The sequence below is a fragment of the Burkholderia cepacia genome (genome assembly GCF_001718835.1).
Lineage (GTDB): Bacteria > Pseudomonadota > Gammaproteobacteria > Burkholderiales > Burkholderiaceae > Burkholderia > Burkholderia cepacia_F.
In genome coordinates, this window is record NZ_CP013444.1 from 3,141,599 (window position 1) to 3,158,762 (window position 17,164).

At 66.4% G+C, this 17,164-nt stretch carries 17 protein-coding genes and 1 pseudogene; 12 read left to right on the forward strand and 6 right to left on the reverse strand.

Translation table 11 applies throughout. The features are described from left to right. Nucleotides 1–237 precede the first annotated feature (237 nt). From WT26_RS33775 to WT26_RS33785, 3 genes are all read left to right on the forward strand, one after another. Nucleotides 238–1,419, forward strand: a complete 1,182-nt coding sequence (locus WT26_RS33775; protein WP_069274978.1) for a porin — start codon at nucleotides 238–240, stop codon at nucleotides 1,417–1,419. A gap of 204 nt (nucleotides 1,420–1,623) precedes the next feature. Continuing rightward, nucleotides 1,624–1,884, forward strand: coding sequence for a DUF2866 domain-containing protein (locus WT26_RS33780; protein WP_011353838.1), 261 nt, complete (start codon nucleotides 1,624–1,626; stop codon nucleotides 1,882–1,884). Nucleotides 1,885–1,973: 89 nt separating this feature from the next. Next, a complete protein-coding gene (locus tag WT26_RS33785) occupies nucleotides 1,974–2,360 on the forward strand; it encodes a DUF6232 family protein (protein WP_069274979.1) in 387 nt (128 codons plus the stop codon). Between the two features lie 188 nt (nucleotides 2,361–2,548). Here WT26_RS33785 and WT26_RS33790 read toward each other — a convergent pair whose 3' ends face one another. After that, nucleotides 2,549–2,887 carry a DUF1493 family protein gene (locus WT26_RS33790; RefSeq protein ID WP_069274980.1) on the reverse strand — a complete coding sequence of 113 codons (339 nt, stop codon included), beginning with the start codon at nucleotides 2,885–2,887 and terminating at the stop codon, nucleotides 2,549–2,551. Then, on the reverse strand, nucleotides 2,887–3,327 hold the full coding sequence (locus WT26_RS33795) for an STM2901 family protein (RefSeq protein WP_069271930.1): 441 nt from the start codon (nucleotides 3,325–3,327) through the stop codon (nucleotides 2,887–2,889). Before WT26_RS33795 ends, WT26_RS33790 begins: the two co-directional genes overlap by 1 nt. A gap of 179 nt (nucleotides 3,328–3,506) precedes the next feature. Here WT26_RS33795 and WT26_RS33800 point away from each other — a divergent pair, with 179 nt between their 5' ends. From WT26_RS33800 to WT26_RS33835, 8 genes and pseudogenes are all read left to right on the forward strand, one after another. Continuing rightward, nucleotides 3,507–3,734 carry a hypothetical protein gene (locus tag WT26_RS33800; protein ID WP_069274981.1) on the forward strand — a complete coding sequence of 76 codons (228 nt, stop codon included), beginning with the start codon at nucleotides 3,507–3,509 and terminating at the stop codon, nucleotides 3,732–3,734. 222 nt (nucleotides 3,735–3,956) lie between these two features. Then, entirely contained in the window at nucleotides 3,957–6,221 is a 2,265-nt protein-coding gene (locus WT26_RS33805) for a TonB-dependent hemoglobin/transferrin/lactoferrin family receptor (RefSeq protein ID WP_069274982.1), read from the forward strand. A 49-nt stretch (nucleotides 6,222–6,270) separates the two neighbouring features. Further along, nucleotides 6,271–7,359: a hemin-degrading factor gene (locus WT26_RS33810; RefSeq protein ID WP_069274983.1), complete on the forward strand. Its 1,089-nt coding sequence runs from the start codon at nucleotides 6,271–6,273 to the stop codon at nucleotides 7,357–7,359. Next, nucleotides 7,356–8,262, forward strand: a pseudogene (locus WT26_RS33815) (heme/hemin ABC transporter substrate-binding protein). Before WT26_RS33810 ends, WT26_RS33815 begins: the two are co-directional and overlap by 4 nt. 15 nt (nucleotides 8,263–8,277) lie before the next feature. Then, complete coding sequence (locus WT26_RS33820) at nucleotides 8,278–9,366, forward strand: FecCD family ABC transporter permease (protein WP_069274984.1); 1,089 nt, start codon at nucleotides 8,278–8,280, stop codon at nucleotides 9,364–9,366. 59 nt (nucleotides 9,367–9,425) lie between these two features. Beyond that, nucleotides 9,426–9,812 carry a VOC family protein gene (locus WT26_RS33825; protein WP_059634790.1) on the forward strand — a complete coding sequence of 129 codons (387 nt, stop codon included), beginning with the start codon at nucleotides 9,426–9,428 and terminating at the stop codon, nucleotides 9,810–9,812. Between the two features lie 46 nt (nucleotides 9,813–9,858). Further along, nucleotides 9,859–10,683, forward strand: coding sequence for a heme ABC transporter ATP-binding protein (locus tag WT26_RS33830; RefSeq protein ID WP_069274985.1), 825 nt, complete (start codon nucleotides 9,859–9,861; stop codon nucleotides 10,681–10,683). Between the two features lie 68 nt (nucleotides 10,684–10,751). Further along, nucleotides 10,752–11,129 (forward strand): VOC family protein, encoded by a 378-nt coding sequence (locus WT26_RS33835; protein ID WP_069274986.1) that lies wholly within the window; start codon nucleotides 10,752–10,754, stop codon nucleotides 11,127–11,129. Nucleotides 11,130–11,166: 37 nt separating this feature from the next. On the opposite strand, the gene WT26_RS33840 is transcribed toward WT26_RS33835, so the two are convergent. Together WT26_RS33840 and WT26_RS33845 are read right to left on the reverse strand one after the other, a co-directional pair. Then, nucleotides 11,167–11,778, reverse strand: a complete 612-nt coding sequence (locus WT26_RS33840) for a trimeric intracellular cation channel family protein (RefSeq protein ID WP_069274987.1) — start codon at nucleotides 11,776–11,778, stop codon at nucleotides 11,167–11,169. An 8-nt stretch (nucleotides 11,779–11,786) separates the two neighbouring features. Then, entirely contained in the window at nucleotides 11,787–13,898 is a 2,112-nt protein-coding gene (locus WT26_RS33845) for a penicillin-binding protein 1A (RefSeq protein WP_069275231.1), read from the reverse strand. A 292-nt stretch (nucleotides 13,899–14,190) separates the two neighbouring features. On the opposite strand from WT26_RS33845, the gene WT26_RS37885 reads away from it, so the two are divergent. Continuing rightward, nucleotides 14,191–15,111 (forward strand): hypothetical protein, encoded by a 921-nt coding sequence (locus tag WT26_RS37885; RefSeq protein WP_155123285.1) that lies wholly within the window; start codon nucleotides 14,191–14,193, stop codon nucleotides 15,109–15,111. 104 nt (nucleotides 15,112–15,215) lie between these two features. Here WT26_RS37885 and WT26_RS33850 read toward each other — a convergent pair whose 3' ends face one another. Beyond that, nucleotides 15,216–16,052: a bifunctional allantoicase/(S)-ureidoglycine aminohydrolase gene (locus tag WT26_RS33850; RefSeq protein WP_059523261.1), complete on the reverse strand. Its 837-nt coding sequence runs from the start codon at nucleotides 16,050–16,052 to the stop codon at nucleotides 15,216–15,218. A 428-nt stretch (nucleotides 16,053–16,480) separates the two neighbouring features. Next, the gene (locus WT26_RS33855) at nucleotides 16,481–16,915 is read right to left on the reverse strand and encodes a hypothetical protein (RefSeq protein WP_069274988.1); all 435 of its coding nucleotides are present in this window, start codon (nucleotides 16,913–16,915) and stop codon (nucleotides 16,481–16,483) included. Between the last annotated feature and the right edge of the window lie 249 nt (nucleotides 16,916–17,164).

A 17,164-nucleotide genomic window follows, 5' to 3' on the forward strand; every position in this document is an offset into this window, starting at 1 on the left:
AGCTTATTTCATGTGCATATTCCCGATCCGGGTCGAACCTCAGCCGAAATCGGCATAACCGCTGCGATCGCAACCGGGCATGATTGGGTGTCGCATCGGCGCCACACATTCTTCATATGACAGTCGCTGTCATATTCATTACGCCGCCGGCCGTTAATGTTGCCACCGGTCCGCAAACGCGCCTGAAGAGCGCCGGAACCGCAACTGGACACGCCATTCATTCGCTCGGAGAATCCTTTGAACAAGAAACTGTTGACCATCGCCGCCCTGGCAGCAACGGCCGGCACGGCGCACGCACAAAGCAGCGTGACGCTGTACGGCGTCATCGATGCCGGTATCAGCTTCGCAAACCATTCGAAGACGGCAACCGGCAATGACCGCCTGTTCAAGTATGACGACGGCGTTGCCCAGGGCAGCCGTTGGGGCCTGCGCGGCACCGAAGACCTCGGTGGCGGCCTGAAGGCGATCTTCGTGCTCGAAAACGGCTTCAACAGCGGTAACGGCACGATCGGCCAGGGCGGCGCGATCTTCGGTCGCCAGGCTTACGTCGGCCTGAGCCAGTCGCAATACGGCACGGTCACGTTCGGCCGCCAGTACTCGTTCTCGACCGACATCCTCGGCTCGAACTACTCGACGGGCGGCAACACGGTCGCGGGCAACTACGCGTACCACGTGAACGACATCGACCAGCTCACGTCGAGCCGCATCAACAACGCCGTGAAGTTCCAGAGCGCGAACTACTCGGGCTTCACGTTCGGCGCGTTGTACGGCTTCTCGAACTCGACGGACTTCGCCGGCGCACCGGCAACGACGTCGGGCACGACGACGACGGCAGGCTCGTCGCGCGCATACAGCTTCGGCCTGAACTACGCGAACGGCCCGGTCTCGGTCGGCGCAGCGTACACGGACATCCGCTTCCCGAGCCAGTCGATCGCGCCGAACGGCTCGTCCAACTTCAACCTGAGCCTCGCGAACATCTCGACGGGCAACGTCCGCGACCTGCGCACCTACGGTGTGGGCGGCCGCTACGTCTGGGGCCCGGCAACGGCATGGCTGCTGTGGACGCGTACGCAGTTCTCGACCGTGTCGGGCGCGGGCGGCACGTTCTACAACGCGTATGAAGCAGGCGCGAAGTACGCGTTCACGCCGGCCCTGTCGGGCGGCGTAGGCTACACGTACACGAACGCGACGCAAAACGGCGGTTCGGCTCACTGGAACCAGGGCGACCTCGCGCTCGACTACGCACTCAGCAAGCGTACGGACGTGTACGGCCTGGTCGTGTACCAGCAGGCATCGGGCAACACGGGGACCACGAACGTCGCCGCGCAGATCGGCTCGAGCACGAGCTACTTCAACACGTCGGGCACGGGTTCGAAGAACCAGATCGCCGCACGTATCGGTATCCGTCACAAGTTCTAAAGCATCCGCTTAACTCGCGGATCACGACGGCAAGAAGCGCCCCGCTCCACGCGGGGCGCTTTTTTATGGGCTTTTAAGTTTCGCTTAATTCTGGGCTGAGAGGATGCTCTCACCCCCCCTGTTGGCCGCCTGAACATCGGCGGCTTTTTTTTTGATTCCGGCGGCGCGGCTGCCGGCCACCATGAGACAGGATCGGAGGCCATGATGATCGAAGATACCGTTTTCAGCCATCTGCACGCGATTCTGACGTGCCAACACTCGATGCCGGTCCAGAGCTGCCGCGTATCGGTCGAAATGCAGCGCCCGTGGGGGCGTCCGTATCGTCTCGTCGAATGGACGATGCATCTCGACGCACCCGCGCGGCGCCAGATCGTGCCGGCCGAATCGACCGACGAAGAGATCGCCGAGGTCGTCGCCTCGCACGTGCCGGGCCGGCTTTACGGCGACGGCCGGCTGCAGTTCTGACGCGCTGCCGCCTCGCGTGCGGCACTCGGCCCCGTTTGAGGAGGCATTGAAGTCTGCTACGCTGCGCGTTTTCGTCCACGCAACACACGATGGAAAACGCATTCAACGAACGCGGCGTGACGATCACGCGCAACGGCCTGTCGGCCGCCGGGCAGGTATTCGCGCTGCGTGACATCCGCCACGTCGATGTCGTCAAGATTCCGAAGAACCGTCTCGTGCCGTCGCTGATCTCGCTGATCGGCGCGGCCGCCGCCGTCGCGGGCGGCATCGCCGGATCGAGCGCCGCGCTCGTCGTCGGCGTGATGCTCGCCGTCGTCGGCTATCTCGCGTGGACCACGCAGGACGTCACGTATCGCCTGATGGTCGAGATGCCCGACGGCAAGCGCGAAGCGCTGTCGAGCGTCGACGTCGCGTTCGTCGAACGCGTCGCGCAGGTCGTGCGCGATGCGCAGGCGGCGGCCGCCACTGCCGGCTGAGTGCTTCCGGCCGCTTTCCCCTCCCTCTCCGCCGCATATGGCACAAAACCCCGTAAATCATTGATTTAACGGGGTTTCTGTTTTATGACACCCGAATCGACGGCTTCTCGCCAATATTTCCAAGCATTGTTGCTCATTCGTTCCGTTCAGTCAGGGAAGCATAGAGACATGTCATGCGCATGGATTCGTTACATTTCCCACCGCCCAGTTTTAATTGCAACTTCCATCATCCCAACTGTGAGAGGGCGTTCCAGCACTTTATCTCTGGCGCCTGCACTAAATGGCGACTTCAATGTTTCCAAAACAAATCGCCCAAATTTTAAATTTCTTGACGGGTAATAATAATTTATATCGAAATCACTGATATCAACATCAAAAGTTTCCGAGAACTTCTTCATCAGCCTCAGCATGGCTCTATCGGAAATTTCCAGATCAATGCAGAGATCTGTCTCCGAGGTGATTTCAAGCTCTCCCCACAACGGCGAATCCGCCTCATCCCTCACCATCTCTATTAGACGAGCATCCATTAAAGGCGATCCTCCGGTTTAACCAAGCCATTGTACTTGACTCCAGACCGATGCATTATGATCGATATGTCGACCGCGGTAATAACCCAACCGACTACCAGGATCGCCCGTCCAACAAAAACGCCAAGTTCCCTCGTAAACTTAACCCTAAGAAGCATGAGACTCTTGAACGACGTTACCGTTGGCAGAGTCTTGTGCTTGACCTCATAAGGCAGCAATTTTCGGGAAACTCTGGAAGCTACCGATATTCCCTTGACTGCTCCACCGAATTTCCCTCTTGTCGGCAGAAACCTTTGACCCAATAAAATCATTTCAACCCCAACGACATCATCAACACCCAACTCATCACAAGCAACGTCAATAACAATCAAGCAAAAAAGCTCTGACGGCGCAATTGTGATAACGAGATTGACTGCAAGAAACACGCTCAATAAATCCATTAACTCCATGATTTTAAAAAAAATCCAGTGATATCAATTCTGTCGTCTTCACTCCGTTACGCGTGACGGACGCGGGCCTCCCCACCCTCCCGCGAATGCGCCGCACCGCGACGCCCACGCGCCGACCGCCTAGTATGGAAAGACCGGCGCCCGGCGCCGCATCGACCAAGGGGGTCCGCATGAACGCTCAATCGCTGTCCGGCACGCTTCGCGCGCAGGAACTGCTGATCGTGTCGATGATCCGCGCGCTTCCCCCTGACGCACGCCACACGCTCGGCGAGATCTTCGCAGAGCAGATCGCGTTCGCGGAAGAGCACCACCTCGAGGGCCGCAGCGAGCGCGACACGCACGACGCATTCATCGCGCATGCGCGCAACCTGCTGATCCGCATCGAATCGCTGTCGTAACGCGGCGTCCGCGCTTGCGGCGTCCGCGCGTCATTGCCGCCTCGCGGCACCCGGCGCGCTCAACCACCTTGAATTGATAATAATTCTCATTTACAATTCGGCACGTTTTACCCTTTTCCTTTCCTCCAGCCGTTCGCCGCCTCGCATGCGCGAACGGGCCAGCCAGGTGAACGCGTCACCCAGCCAGCCTTCGGGCTTGTTTTCGTCAATGGGAGACCACCTGTGCATTGCTATACGCTGGCGCGGCGGCCGATCTGTGCCGCGCTGTTCGGCGCGTTCGGCCTGTCCGCCGCCACGGCTCACGCCGATTCGTCGCCGCAAGGCGCCACCCCGCCTGCCACCATGCTCGCCGCGGCCACGCGCGGCGATGCGGCGCTGCTCGACCCGGTCACCGTCACGGCCAACCGCACCGCAACGGCCGCGAGCCGCACGGCTGCGTCCGTCTCGGTGATCACCGACGCGGATCTGGAAGAACAGCAGGCCGCCAACATCAAGGACGCGCTGCGCTACGAGCCGGGCATCACGGTGCGCCGCACCGCGTACCGGCCCGGCAGCGCCGCGCTCGGCGGCGGCCGCGACGGCGATTCGAGCATCAACATCCGGGGCCTCGAAGGCAATCGCGTGCTGCTGATGGAAGACGGCATCCGCCTGCCGAACGCGTTCTCGTTCGGCCCGCTCGAAGCGGGGCGCGGCGACTACGCCGATCTCGACACGCTCAAGCGCATCGAGATCCTGCGCGGGCCGGCGTCGGCGCTCTACGGCAGCGACGGCCTGACCGGCGCGGTGAACTTCATCACGAAGGATCCGCACGACCTGCTGTCGATCTACAACAAGCCCTACTACTTGTCGTTCCGGCCGAGCTACGACTCGGCCGACCGCAGCATCGGCGCGACCGTATCGGCCGCGGGCGGCAACGATCGTATCCAGGGGATGCTCATCGCCGACGGCCGGCGCGGCCACGAGGTCGACACGCGCGGCAGCAACAACTCGGCGAGCACGTTGCGCACGACGTCGAATCCGCAGGACGTCTATTCGGAATCGCTGCTCGGCAAGCTCGTGCTGACGCCGACCACGCGCGACACGATCAGGTTCACCGCCGAAACGGTGCAGCGGCGCGTGAGCACCGACGTGCTGTCCGCGATCAATGCGCCGACCACGCTCGGCCTCACGACCTACGACCGGCTCGAGCGCAACCGCTTCAGCGTCGACTACGACTTCCGCGACGACGCGTTCCGCTGGTTCCAGACCGCGCACGTGCAGTTCTACTACCAGGGCGCGAAGCAGGACCAGTACGCGTTCGAGACGCGCGGCAAGCAGCCTTCGCGTTCGCGCGACAACCAGTACCAGGAACGCACGTTCGGCGGCTCGGCGTTCGCCGAAAGCGGCTTCGCGACCGGGCCGTTCGCGCACAAGCTGCTGTACGGCGTCGACGGCAGCGTGTCGCGCGTGACGAACATGCGCGACGGCACGGTGCCGGGCGTCGGCGAGGCGTTCCCGAACAAGGCGTTCCCCGACACCGACTACACGTTGTTCGGCGCGTTCCTGCAGGACCAGATCGGCTACGGCCGCCTGCTCGTCACGCCGGGCCTGCGCTTCGACACGTACCGGCTGAGCCCGACCGAAAACGATCCGCTGTTCACCGGCAAGGCCGTGTCGACCAGCGCGAACGAACTGTCGCCGCGCGTCGCCGTGCTCTACGAGATCACACCCGCGGTCATTCCGTACGTGCAGTACGCGCACGGCTTCCGCGCACCGACGCCCGATCAGGTAAACAGCAGTTTCTCGAACCCGGTGTACGGCTACACGTCGATCGGCAATCCGAACCTGAAGCCCGAGACGAGCGATACGTTCGAAGCCGGCCTGCGCGGCAAAGCCGGCACCGGCTACGGCGTCGTGCGCTACAGCGCGGCCGCGTTCACGGGCCGCTACCGCAACTTCATCTCGCGCACGACGATCGCCGGCAGCGGCCGGCCGGCCGACCCGTTCGTGTTCCAGTACGTTAACTTCGCCGACGCACGCATTCACGGCCTCGAAGGCCGCGCCGAATGGGTGATGCCGAACGGCATCACGCTGAAGACGGCGATGGCGTTCACCAAGGGTTCGACGCAGAACGACGGCGCGGCGAGCCAGCCGCTCAACACCGTCAACCCGTTCTCCGCCGTGTTCGGCGTGCGCTACGAGCCGACCGAACGCTGGTTCGTGCAGACCGACCTGCTGTTCCAGGCCGCGAAACGCGACAAGGACATCGACAAGTCCGACTGCTCGAACAAGGCGTGCTTCTCGCCGCCGTCGTCGTTCGTCGTCGACCTGCGCGGCGGCTACCGCTTCAACAAGCACGTGAGCGCGACGATCGGCATCCGCAACCTGTTCGACCGCAAATACTGGAACTGGTCGGACGTGCGCGGGATCGCAGCCGATTCGCAGGTGCTCGATGCGTATACGTCGTCCGGACGCACGGTCGCCGTCAGCATGAAAGTGGATTTCTGATGCGCGCCGCCCGCGCTCCCACCCCAACCGTTACTTGAAGGAGTCCGACATGATGCAATCCGCCCTTCCCGGTCAACCGGCCACGCCGGCCCGTGCGGCCGCCGCGCTGCGCGACGCGTTCCTCAAGCTCAAGACCGAGCGCCAGCTGCGCAACCGCGACGTCGCGCAGGCGCTCGGCGTCAGCGAAGGCGAGGCGCTCGCCGCGTTCGTCGGCGAGCACGTCGTGCGGCTCGACGCGCGCTTTCCGGCGATGTTCGAGGAAATGCCGCGCCTCGGCCGCGTGATGGCGCTCACGCGCAACGATACGGCCGTCCACGAGAAGGACGGCGAGTATGCGCAGATGAGCCACGACGGGCCCGTCGGCCTCGCGCTCGGCGATATCGACCTGCGCATCTTCTATCGTCACTGGGTGTCGGCGTTCGCGGTGCGCGACGAGACCGCGCATGGCCCGCTGAAAAGCCTGCAGTTCTTCGACGCGCAAGGGCATGCGATCCACAAGGTCTACCTGCGCGCGCACAGCGACCACGCCGCGTACGACGCGTTCGTCGAACGCTGGCGCGCGCCGTCGCAGGAGCCGGGCCTCGAGGTCGCGCCCGCCGCGCCGAAGACGCCCGAACGCGCCGACACCGAGATCGACGTCACCGGCTTTCGCGCCGCGTGGGACGCGATGACCGACACGCACCAGTTCTTCGGCATCACGCAGCGCTTCGGCGTGAGCCGCATGCAGGCGCTGCGCCTCGCCGATCCGCAATACGCGTATCCGGTCGGCACGCGTGCGCTGCGTCACGCGCTCGAACGCGCGGCCGGCAGCGGCCAGCCGATCATGGTGTTCGTCGGCAACGCGGGGATGATCCAGATTCATACGGGCCCGGTGGCGAACGTGCGCGAGGTCGGCGCGTGGATCAACGTGCTCGACCCGGGCTTCAACCTGCACGTGCGCGAGGATCTGATCGCCGCCGCGTGGGTCGTGAAGAAACCGACGAGCGACGGCATCGTCACGTCGCTCGAGCTGTTCGACCGGCAGGGCGACCACGTCGCGCTGCTGTTCGGCGAGCGCAAGCCCGGCAAGGTCGAACGCGACGACTGGCGGGCGCTGGTGGCGGGCCTGCCGCCGGCGGAGCACGGAGACGCACGGTGAGCCGCGGGCCGCTCAGCCGGCAGCGCCGCATCCTGCTCGCGAGCGCGGCGGTCGGTGCGCTCGCGGGCGCGCTGCCGGGCCGGGGGCGCGCGCAGACGCCGGCGAAGCGCGTGGTCGTGATCGGCGGCGCGCTCGCGGAAACCGCGTTCGCGCTCGGCGGCGCCGACGCCGCGCTACCGGCTCGTCGGCGCCGACACGACCTGCACGTATCCCGATGCCGCGAAGCGTTTGCCGAAAGTCGGCTACCAGCGCGCGCTGTCGGCCGAGGGGCTGCTGTCGCTGCGGCCCGATCTCGTGCTCGCGTCGGCGGAAGCCGGCCCGCCCACCGCGATCGCGCAGGTGAAGGGCGCGGGCGTCGCGGTGACGACATTCGACGAACGGCACGACGTCGAATCGGTGCGCGCGAAGATCGCGGGTGTCGCGCAGGCGCTCGACGTACGCGACGCAGGCGCCGAGCTGCTGCAACGTTTCGATCGCGACTGGCAGGCCGCGCGTGCCGCGGTCGCCGCCCGCGCGCCCGGCGGCGCGCAGCCGCCGCGCGTGCTGTTCGTGCTGAACCATACCGGCAACCAGGCGCTCGTCGCCGGCCAGCGCACGGCCGCCGACGCGATGATCCGCTACGCGGGCGCACGCAACGCGATGCAGGGTTTCGATCACTACAAGCCGCTGACGACCGAGGCGCTCGCCGCCGCCGCGCCCGACGTCGTGCTGATCTCCGACGAAGGGCTCGCGGCAGTCGGCGGGCGCGCGGCGCTGCTCGCCACGCCCGGCTTCGGCGCGACGCCGGCCGGCCGCGCGCAGCGCGTCGTGTCGCTGGATGCGCTGTTCCTGCTCGGCTTCGGCCCGCGCCTGCCGCTCGCCGTCACGACCCTGCACCGACGGCTGTCGGATGCGCTCGCCTGATTCCGGATCGCCCCGATGCCCGCTCACGCTTCGCCCTTCCCCGCACCGTCGCCCGCGTCGCGCTCCGGCGCCGCGCGCATCGGTACGTCGCGCCGCTTCGCGCCGTTCGCGCTGGCCGCGCTCGCCGTTCTCGTGTGCGCGATGTCCGTCGTCGCGCTGTGCGTCGGCGCGTACCGCATTCCGCTCACGCAAGCCTGGGCCGCGCTGACCGGCGACGCCGCCGCGCAGCAGGCGCGCGCGGTACTGCTCGACATCCGCGCGCCGCGCGTCGCGCTCGCACTGCTGGTCGGCAGCGGCTTCGGCGCGGCCGGCGCCGCGATGCAGGCGCTGTTCCGCAACCCGCTCGCCGATCCGGGGCTCGTCGGCGTGTCGAGCGGCGCGGCACTCGGCGCGACCACGATGATCGTGCTCGGCCCCGCGCTGTTCGCCGCGCACGTGAGTGCCGCCGCGTTGCCTGTCGCCGCGTTCGCGGGCGCGCTCGCGGTCGCCGCGCTCGTCTACCGGCTCGCCGCGTCGCGCGGCCGGCTCGCGTTGCCGCTGCTGCTGCTCGCCGGCATCGCGATCAATGCGCTGGCCGGCGCGGCGATCGGGCTGCTCACGTTCGTCGCCGACGATGCGCAACTGCGTTCGCTGACCTTCTGGAGCCTCGGCAGCCTCGGCGGCGCGCAATGGTCCGCGCTGGCGGCCGTCGCGCCGTGCGTCGCGATCGGCTGCGTGCTGCTCGCACGCGAACGCGACGCGCTGAACGCGTTGCAGCTCGGCGAAACCGAGGCGCTGCACCTCGGCGTGCCGGTGCAGCGGCTGAAGCGGCGCGTGCTCGTCGCGGTCGCGCTCGCGGTCGGCGCGTTGGTGTCGTGCGCCGGCATCATCGGCTTCATCGGGCTCGTCGCGCCGCATTGCGTGCGCCTCGCGTGCGGCCCCGACCAGCGCGTCGTGCTGCCCGGCGCCGCGCTGCTCGGCGCGTTGCTGACGCTCGCCGCCGATCTCGCCGCGCGCACGGTCGCGGCACCGGCGGAAGTTCCGCTCGGCGTGCTGACCGCGCTGCTCGGCGCGCCGTTCTTTCTCGCGCTGCTGTGGAAAAGCCGCGGCGCGCTCGGCGGATGAGCGCGCCGGACGTTCGACGGCCTGCCGGATCGATCCGCCCCACCTCGCTGGAGATTGCCTTGTCATCACTCGCATCGACGATCAACGCATTGCGCCCGTTCGTACCGTCCCGGGATTTCGACACGAGCAAGCGCTTCTATGTCGAACTCGGCTTCACGCTGACCTTCGACGGCGATGCCATTGCCGAACTGCACTTCGGCCGGCACAGCATCCTGCTGCAGGATTTCTACGAGCCTGCCCATGCGAACAACAGCATGCTGCAGATGGTCGTCAGCGATCTCGATGCATGGTGGCGGCACATCGATGCGCTCAGGCTGACCGAACGTTATGCCGTCAACGCGCCGATCGAGCCGAAGATGCAGCCGTGGGGACGACGCGTCGCTTTTCTGTTCGACCCGGCCGGCGTGCTGTGGCATATCTCCGAGGCCGCGCCCGGCGCGGTTTGACGCCGCGCCGTTTGCCACGCCAGCGAGCCCTTTCTTCACGACGACCATGCTGACCGCTCACCATCTCGACGTCGCGCGCCGCCACAACGCCATCCTCCGCGACCTGTCGCTGTCGATCGAACCGGGCCGCGTGACCGCGCTGCTCGGCCGCAACGGCGCGGGCAAGAGCACGCTGCTGAAGACCTTCGCCGGCGAGCTGACCGGGCGCGGCTCGGCGGCCGGCACACGCGTGACCGGCGACATCACGCTGAACGGCGAACCGCTCGCGCGCATCGACGCGCCGCGCCTCGCGTGCCTGCGCGCGGTGCTGCCGCAGGCCGCGCAGCCGGCCTTTCCGTTCAGCGTCGACGAAATCGTGCTGCTCGGCCGTTATCCGCATGCGCGGCGCAGCGGCGCGACGTCGCATCGCGATCGCGACATCGCGTGGCGCGCGCTCGAACGCGCGGGCGCCGACGCGCTCGTCGGCCGCGACGTCACGACGCTGTCGGGCGGCGAACTCGCGCGCGTGCAGTTCGCGCGCGTGCTCGCGCAGCTCTGGCCGGACGACGGCGGCGACGATGCCGCGCAGCCCCGCTACCTGCTGCTCGACGAGCCGACCGCCGCGCTCGACCTCGCGCACCAGCACCGGCTGCTCGACACCGTGCGCTCGGTCGCGCGCGAATGGCGGCTCGGCGTGCTCGCGATCGTCCACGATCCGAACCTCGCCGCGCGGCACGCGGATACGATCGCGATGCTCGCCGACGGCACGATCGTCGCACACGGCACGCCGCGCGACGTGATGACGCCCGCGCATGTCGCGCAGTGCTACGGGTTTTCGGTGAAGATGGTGGAAACCGGCGACGGTGCGCCGCCGGTCATGGTGCCGGCTTAGGGTCCGTTCATGCCGATCGCGAGCGTGCGCCGGCCCACCAATCTTTCGCTCGGAAACAGGAGACTCGCATGCCGCTTCCGATGACCCGCGTGCTGCTCTACGTGCACGACGTCGCTTCCATCAAATCGTTTTACCTGCGCTACTTCGACCTGCCCGTCGTCGAGGAGATCGACGGTGAATGGGCGGTGCTCGACGCGGGCAACATCGAGCTGGCGCTGCATCTGGCCGGCCCGGCGTTTCGGCGCGCGGCCGCGCCCGAACCTCCGCACGCGACGCGCGTCAAGCTCGTCTTCTCGATCACATCGGGCATCGACGCGCATCGCGACCGTCTCGCGCGCGACGGCGTCGCCGTGCGCGACGTCAAGCGCTTCGACGGATTCCCGTACCGGCTGCTCGACGGCCTCGATCCGGAAGGCAATGTCTTCCAGGTGATGCAGCCGGACTGAACGCCGGCCGCCGGCGTCGCCCGGCGCTTCGCCACCTTCAACGCTCGACGTCGGCCGCGCCGAAAGTGCGCATCTTCCACCCGAGCCGCACGGCCAGCATCCGCATCGAGAAGCCGGCCACCAGCGCGACCGCGGTCGCCACGTCGGCGCCGATGCCCAGGTACTGCATCCCGACGTACAACGCGCCCGTCACGAACGCTACGCTCGCGTACAGTTCCTCGCGCAGGATCAGCGGCATCTCGTTGCACAGCAGGTCGCGCAGCATCCCGCCGCACACGCCGGTGATCGCGCCGGCCAGCACGACGATGATCGGCGCGGCGCCGGTCGACGCGCCGATGTCGCAGCCGATGATCGTGAACGCGGCGAGGCCGATCGCGTCGACGGTGACGAACAGCGTCTTCATGCGCGCGAGACGGCGGGCGGCCCACGATGCGACGGTTGCCGCGACGAGCGTGATCACCAGGTATTCGGGATGCGCGATCCAGCCGAGCGGATAGTGGCCGAGCAGCACGTCGCGCACGGTGCCGCCGCCGAGCGCCGTCACCGCGCCGACGAGCGCGAGCCCGAAGCGGTCCATCCCGCGCCGCATGCCCATCAGCGCACCCGACATCGCTTCCGCGACGATCGCAATCAGATAAAGCGTATGCATGGTGCGCGTCAGTCGTCGGTACGGAACAGGTCGAGCACGCGTTCGCGCTCGGCCGCGTCGACGGCCGCGGGCATCGCGACGCCCGCCGCCGCGTCATGTCCGGCCACGGCGGACGCGCCCGCCGGCGCAGGCACGGCCGCGCACGCGAAGTCGCTGCGCACGAACGGCGGCACGTCGGCCGTGCACGTGCCGCGCGTGTATTCGGCGTAGACGAAATCGCCGTCGACGAGCGCGACGTCCTGCGGCGGCGTCGCATCGACCGGCGTGCGTCCGTCGACGGCCGTCTTCATGTAGTCGAGCCAGACCGGCAGCGCCAGCGTCGCGCCGGTTGCGCGCCCCATCGGGCGCGGCGTGTCGTAGCCGAGCCACGCGACCGCGACGATCCCCGACGAGTAGCCGGCGAACCACACATCCTTCGACCCGTTCGACGTGCCCGTCTTGCCGGCGGCGTCGTCGCGGCGCAGGGCGAGCGCGCCGCGTGCGGTGCCGGCCTTCACGACGTCGCGCAGCATGCTGTCCATCATGAACGCGTTGCGCGCGGAGATCACGCGCGTGCCGGCCGCGGGCGACGCTTCGTACATCGCGCCGCCGTGGCGCTGCTTCACCGACAGGATCAGGCGCGGCTCCATCCGCGTCCCGCCGTTCGCGAACACGCTGTACGCGCTCGCGAGTTCGAGCGGCGTCACCGCGCCCGCGCCGAGCGCGAGCGGCAGCGATGCCGGATTGCGCTGTGCGTCGAAGCCGAAATGCACCGCGTGCTGCTGCACGTAATGCGCATCGGTGGCCTGCATCAGACTGACCGCGACCAGGTTCTTCGAGCGCACGAGACCGCGCCGCACCGGGATGAAACCCTCGTAGCGGTTGCCGAAATTGCGCGGACGCCACGGCCGCGCGCCGGTTTCCGCATGGGTGAGCGTGCGCTGCGTATCGTCGACGAGCACGCCCGGGAAGTAGCCCTTCTCCAGCGCGGCCGAATAGACGAACGGCTTGAAGCTCGAGCCCGGCTGGCGATACGCCTGCAGCGCATGGTCGAACACGTTGCGATTGAAATCCGCGCCGCCGACGAGCGCGAGCATGTCGCCGGTGGCCGCATCGAGCGACACGAGCGCGCCTTCGAGCGCGGGCTTCGCGTCGCGCGCCGCCGGCTGGCGCCGCAGCCCGCGCGCGAGCGCGGCTTCGGCCGCGCGCTGGTCGCGCATCGAGATCGTCGTCGTCACGTCGAGGCCGAGCGTATAGGCGTCGTCGTGAAAGCGCTCGACCATCATGCGGCGCGCGCGTTCGGCGACGTACGGCGCGGCGACGATCCCGGGCGGCGGCGTGGTCGCCAGCGCGATCGGCGCGTCGACGGCCGTGCGATAAGTCGCGTCGTCGAGCTGGCCGAGTGCATGCATCCGCCCGAGCACGTAGTTGCGCCGCGCGGTCGCGCGCGCCGGATTGACGACCGGGTTGAACGCGGACGGCGCCTTCGGCAGCCCCGCGAGCACGGCCGCCTCGCCCGCGTTCAGCGCGTCGAGCGGCTTGCCGAAATACACGTTCGCCGCCGCCGCGAAACCGTACGCGCGCTCGCCCAGATAGATCTCGTTCATGTACAGCTCGAGCAGCTTGTCCTTGCTGTATTCGCGTTCGAGCTTCGCCGCCATCAGGATCTCGGCGAGCTTGCGGCTCAGCACCTTGTCGCGCGTCAGGTAGAAGTTGCGCGCGACCTGCATCGTGATCGTGCTGCCGCCCTGCCCCGGCTGCCCGGTCACGACGTTCGCGAACGTCGCGCGCGCGAGGCCGCCGACATCCACCGCGCCGTGCTGGTAGAACTTCGCGTCCTCGGCCGCGAGCAGCGCGTGCCGCATCAGCGGCGGGATGCGTTCGAGCGGCACGAACTCGCGCCGCTCGACGCCGTATTCGGCGAGCAGATCGCCGTCGCGCGAGAAGATCCGCAGCGGCAGCGCGGGACGATAGACGGCCAGGTGCTCGACGGACGGCAGCTGCGTCCAGATGCGATGGATCGTCCATGCGCCGATGCCCGCGCACGCGAGCGTCAGGCCCAGCAGCGCGCCCGCGAGCGTGCGCCATGCGCGACGGCGGCGCGGCGGCGCGGGAGGTGGGGAAGCGGGGGGGTCGGTCATGTCGGGCTCCTTCTTCGATGCCGTGAATCCGCGGCGCGCGACCTGTCGCCGCTCGTCGCGAAAGGCGCGCATTGTCGAAGGGATTGCGCGAAACCGGAACATTCTTTAGCCAAAGTTTGGCAGGCTAAATTTTATTTAGGGATGAGAGTGTGGCCAGCTTGCGGCACTCGTTTATGTGCGAGACCCACGAAGCTCGCTGTTCTGAGCGAAAATGAATCGAGGTGCATGCAAATAGGTTGCCTGTTCGCATTCACACCCGAAACGATATAGATGAAATAGAACGGGATCGAAAATGAATATCGACGCACTTGCCCAACTTCTCATTGCCCCAGCAGTTCTTGCTGTGCCTCTCAAATATGCCTTTGATTTTTTTGACGGCGTTCGAAAGGAAAGACGCGGCGTGAAGGGACTTGCATTTGTATGCTGGTACGGACCACAGCGACGTCCGCTCAATTTGCCTGGCTGGATAAGATTTGTTGCCTCGAAGATCAGGAACTGTTTTCAGAGTCGGGGCAACCGGCCGACACATGGGGTTCTTTCAACAAACAAGGCCATTGGTTTCATCTTCAACAGCGGGCAGGTTCCACTCAAGGCAGATGATCTGTTCAAATCCAAACCACTCAGACTAGTCCTCTCAGGCAGTGGCGAACTGAATGACGTCAGCATGCGTTTCGAAAGCGACCAGACCGCTGACATCAGATTGACAGGGGAAAGAACGTTTTTGCGTCGACCCAAAAACCACTCGAAAGAGAGAGCCATTGCGTTTTCATACATGGCACCCGGTCACGGTGTGGCCGTGGAGATCGAATACAGTGCACGAGGTCCGGTGAGTTTTAGCCTTTCAGGACCAGTGAACGGGATGCGACGCTCGATTCAGCAACAAGTCCTGTTTGAAGTGGATATTGAAAGCAGCCAGCATCGACTACGGCAGCGACGATCTGCAGTTGTAAGACTATGGGTCGGAGGACTGTTGATGGTGGCTGCCATAACCATGGCAGCCATTGACGTCCTATTCAAGGGCGATCATTTCCTCCCCACCAGAGACTGGACATACTGGCTTTCAATGGTGGCTTTGGCAGTAGGTGAATCAATGGCCCTTATGGCTTGGGACCACTTCAGGCAACCGAAGAAGATTCCGGCCGCACTTCGATACTGGGATACTGCGAAGAACGAGCCTGTCAATCCGGTTGACCAACGAACAGCCGTTCAGTAAGTCACTCTCCGCTTCCGTTTCATGTTCCCCGGCAATCCTCCACGCCCCAATCAAAAGCCCGCCGGCTTGCACCGGCGGGCCCATTCAGCGATCACGCGTTTCGTTCAGCGCGCCGGGTTCAGCGTCAGGTTCATGTGACGGTTCACGTCCTTGTACAGCAGGTAGCGGAAGCGGCCGGGGCCACCCGAATAGCATGCCTGCGGGCAGAACGCGCGCAGCCACATGAAATCGCCCGCTTCGACCTCGACCCAGTCCTGGTTCAGGCGATAGACCGCCTTGCCTTCGAGCACGTACAGCCCGTGCTCCATCACGTGCGTTTCAGCGAACGGAATCACGCCGCCCGGCTGGAACGTCACGATGTTTACGTGCATGTCGTGGCGCATGTCGCTCATGTCGACGAAGCGCGTCGTCACCCACGCGCCGTCGGTACCCGGCATCGGGATCGGCTCGACGTCCTGCTCGTTGGTCACGAATGCTTCCGGCAGCGGAATGCCGTCGACGGCCTGGTAATGCTTGCGCACCCAGTGGAAACGCACCGCGGCATCGCTGACGTTGTGCAGCGTCCAGTCCGCGCCCGGCGGAATGAACGCGTAGCCGCCCGGCTTCAGCACGTGCTTCGTGCCCTGCAGCGTCAGCTCGGCTTCGCCCTCGACGACGAACAGCACGGCTTCGGCGTTCTTGTCCTGCTCGGGCTTGTCGCTGCCGCCGCCCGGGTTCACTTCGACGATGTACTGCGAGAAGGTTTCCGCGAAACCCGACAGCGGGCGGGCGATCACCCACAGGCGCGTGTTCGTCCAGAACGGCAGCCAGCTCGTGACGATGTCGCGCATCACCCCCTTCGGGATCACCGCGTACGCCTCGGTGAACATCGCGCGATCGGTCAGCAGATCGGTCTGCGGCGGGTGGCCGCCATGCGGCGCGTAATACGTTGTCTTAGACATAGTGCATCCAGGCAATGGGTTGGTCCGTTCCGCGGCGGCGTGACGCCGTTGCCGGGGAAACGTGAAAGCGGCTCGGCTTGCGCTCGCCGGCCCGCACGGCCTTGCGGCGACGCAACGGCGACGGGCACGGTTGACGATATCGGAGTCGCCCGCGATTCACCAATTAAATGTTGCGATGGATTCCATTCGATTTCCCACTACCCGCGCGGCGCGCAACGGCGTACGAAAAACATGCGTGGAATCAGGCAGGCACACGCACGCGGCGTGCGGATCGGGAGAAATTCAGGAGATCGGGTGCAGCGAGGAAACCTGCAGTGCCCGGCGGACGCGGGCGGCGCGCGCCGCCCGGCCGGGTCTCGAGCGTGACCGCCGCGTATTGCGGCGCGCCGGTCGCGCACCGCTCACGCCGGCGTGTCACGCGGGGACGATCAGTCCCAGTCGCGGCGATGATGTTTGTGGTGGTGACGGCGGCCACCGCGATCGTCGTCATACGAGTTGCTGCGCGACATGTTGCCGCCGAGCGCCGCGCCGGCGCCGCCGCCGACCGCCGCACCCAGCAGGCCGCCCGTGCGGCCGCCCATCGCATTGCCTGCCGCCGTGCCAGCGCCGCCGCCGAGGGCGCCGCCGATGATCGCGCCGGTACGCTCGCGACGGTTCGACGTCACCGCGCCACCCGCGCCGCCGCCGATGGCGCCGCCGATCACCGAGCCCGTGCTGCCGCCGAGCGCACCGCCGACCGCTGCGCCGGCTACCCCGCCGAGCGCGCCGCCAAGCGCGTTGTTCATGTCACCTGCCAGTGCCGGCAGCGCAGTCGCGCCGGTCAGCGCGGCGACGACGAGAGCGGGGGCGATTTTCTTCCACATTCCCGTGTTCTTCCTTGTTCGCAATCTGGTTATCGAGGGTTCGCTCTGGTATGACGATTCGCGTCGACCGGCCCGTTCGATGCAGGGTGCGCAGCGTCGGACCAATTCATTTCAATGAGCTTGCGGCGAAGAATAGCATCGGTCCCCGACGCTTGCCCTCTACATTGTGGTAACAAGATGTTTGCGCTTAGGAAACACTCGGCGCACCTGTCGCGGCAAGCCCGGAAACCCGCGCCGGCACTGGCTTGC

What these genes read in the sequence shown, in the direction of transcription:
- WT26_RS33820 (WP_069274984.1), top strand. Translation starts at nt 8,278, where the DNA reads ATGCCCGCTCACGCTTCGCCCTTCCCCGCACCGTCGCCCGCGTCGCGC.
- WT26_RS33790 (WP_069274980.1), bottom strand. Translation starts at nt 2,887, where the DNA reads ATGGATGCTCGTCTAATAGAGATGGTGAGGGATGAGGCGGATTCGCCG.
- WT26_RS33780 (WP_011353838.1), top strand. Translation starts at nt 1,624, where the DNA reads ATGATCGAAGATACCGTTTTCAGCCATCTGCACGCGATTCTGACGTGC.
- WT26_RS33830 (WP_069274985.1), top strand. Translation starts at nt 9,859, where the DNA reads ATGCTGACCGCTCACCATCTCGACGTCGCGCGCCGCCACAACGCCATC.
- WT26_RS33850 (WP_059523261.1), bottom strand. Translation starts at nt 16,052, where the DNA reads ATGTCTAAGACAACGTATTACGCGCCGCATGGCGGCCACCCGCCGCAG.
- WT26_RS33855 (WP_069274988.1), bottom strand. Translation starts at nt 16,915, where the DNA reads ATGTGGAAGAAAATCGCCCCCGCTCTCGTCGTCGCCGCGCTGACCGGC.
- WT26_RS33800 (WP_069274981.1), top strand. Translation starts at nt 3,507, where the DNA reads ATGAACGCTCAATCGCTGTCCGGCACGCTTCGCGCGCAGGAACTGCTG.
- WT26_RS33785 (WP_069274979.1), top strand. Translation starts at nt 1,974, where the DNA reads ATGGAAAACGCATTCAACGAACGCGGCGTGACGATCACGCGCAACGGC.
- WT26_RS37885 (WP_155123285.1), top strand. Translation starts at nt 14,191, where the DNA reads ATGAATATCGACGCACTTGCCCAACTTCTCATTGCCCCAGCAGTTCTT.
- WT26_RS33840 (WP_069274987.1), bottom strand. Translation starts at nt 11,778, where the DNA reads ATGCATACGCTTTATCTGATTGCGATCGTCGCGGAAGCGATGTCGGGT.
- WT26_RS33810 (WP_069274983.1), top strand. Translation starts at nt 6,271, where the DNA reads ATGATGCAATCCGCCCTTCCCGGTCAACCGGCCACGCCGGCCCGTGCG.
- WT26_RS33835 (WP_069274986.1), top strand. Translation starts at nt 10,752, where the DNA reads ATGCCGCTTCCGATGACCCGCGTGCTGCTCTACGTGCACGACGTCGCT.
- WT26_RS33845 (WP_069275231.1), bottom strand. Translation starts at nt 13,898, where the DNA reads ATGACCGACCCCCCCGCTTCCCCACCTCCCGCGCCGCCGCGCCGCCGT.
- WT26_RS33795 (WP_069271930.1), bottom strand. Translation starts at nt 3,327, where the DNA reads ATGGATTTATTGAGCGTGTTTCTTGCAGTCAATCTCGTTATCACAATT.